General features: G+C 69.7%; 1 protein-coding gene. It reads right to left on the bottom strand.

Annotation, left to right across the window (positions count from 1 at the left end):
* On the bottom strand, positions 1-1,129 hold a 1,129-nt coding region (locus DQ392_RS00085; protein ID WP_114013359.1), incomplete at its 3' end, for an IS110 family RNA-guided transposase.
* Positions 1,130-1,351 lie beyond the last annotated feature (222 nt).

Genomic DNA, 1,351 nt, shown 5'->3' with positions numbered 1-1,351 from the left:
CCTTGCGTCGAGCCAGAGCGATGAGAGCCTGGTGGTGCCGTTTGCCTTCGGCCCGCTTCCGGTCGTAGTAGGTCCGCGAGGTGGGGTCACGCTGGATCGAGCAGAACGATGCCTGGTAGAAGACGCGTTTGAGGGCTTTGTCGCCCCCGGTCGCGGAGCGCGAGTAGCGGACTTTCCCGGACTGGGTCAGCACCGGCGCGACGCCGGAAGCCGCTGCGAGGGCGTCGGCGCTGGTAAAGCGTCGGATGTCACCGACCGCTGCGATGAACTCCGCGGTGAGAACTGCCCCCATCCCTGGCAGGCTGCGGATGAGGGCCCCGTCCTGGTGGGCGGTGACCAGTTCCTCGATCTCGGCCTCCAGGGCCTTCAGACGGGCCTTGCCGGCCGCGAGGTCGTCGGCCAGCTCCCGCACGAGGGCAGCCGTGCGACGCTCCCCGGGCAGGGAGACCTGCTGCGCGCGTGCGGCGGCGACTGCGGCGTCGGCCAAGGCCTGGGCGGTGGTCTGCTTGCTGACCCTGTGCCGACGCAGGTAAGCGGCGATGCGCGCGGGGCCGGCGCGGCGGATCTCGGCTGCGGTCACGTAGTGGCCCAACAGGACCAGCCCGGACTGCGAGGTGGGGTCCACCACGCGTTCCAGTCCCGGGTGGATGCCGGTGAGCAGGTCACGCAGCCGCGAGGTGCGGGCCGTGGCCTCCTTCACGAGTGTGGTGCGGTGACTGACCAGCAGCCGCAGTTCGGTGGTCTGTTCGTCCGGGAGGTCGACCACGCGCAGATCATCGCGGAGCATGACCTGTTCGGCGATGGTCTTCGCGTCGCGCGGGTCGGACTTGTTCTCTCCTCCCCGCGTCCCGCGCCGGGCCCGGTTGACGGCCAGGCCGGGAAGGTGGACACAGCGCAGTCCGGCGGCCAGCAGCATCGCGGTCAGCAGGCCGGCGATGCCGCCCAGAATGTCCAAACCGACGGTGACCTGCCCGTATTCGCCCTGGACGGCGAGCAGTTCGGCGACGGCATCGGTGATGGCCTCGGGGGTGTTGTCGACCCGGTGGTTGGACAGCGGGCGCCCGCGGTCGTCGGTGACCGCGAGCCAGTGGAAGTCCTTGGCGATGTCGAACCCGGCCTGGACTGTCACGGTGGTGCTCCCCTCGCTCGGCGACGTGCGGCGCGACTTCTCCCGCCTGTCCTCGCCCTACACAGCGATGGTCCGCAGAGCCTAATCAGCAGTCCGGAAGAAGTGGTGGGGCAGGGGGATCAGCCACCTGAGCCATCGAGGGCAGCCAGCATGAAAACCATCCCTGCCCCACCCGCGCTGTCCCAGAGTCGCGAACTCCCGGGACGCGCTCAAGAAGGTAGG

Source organism: Streptomyces reniochalinae (genome assembly GCF_003323735.1).
Taxonomy (GTDB): Bacteria; Actinomycetota; Actinomycetes; order Streptomycetales; family Streptomycetaceae; genus Streptomyces; species Streptomyces reniochalinae.
This window is presented reverse-complemented; position numbering and strand designations above follow the sequence as displayed.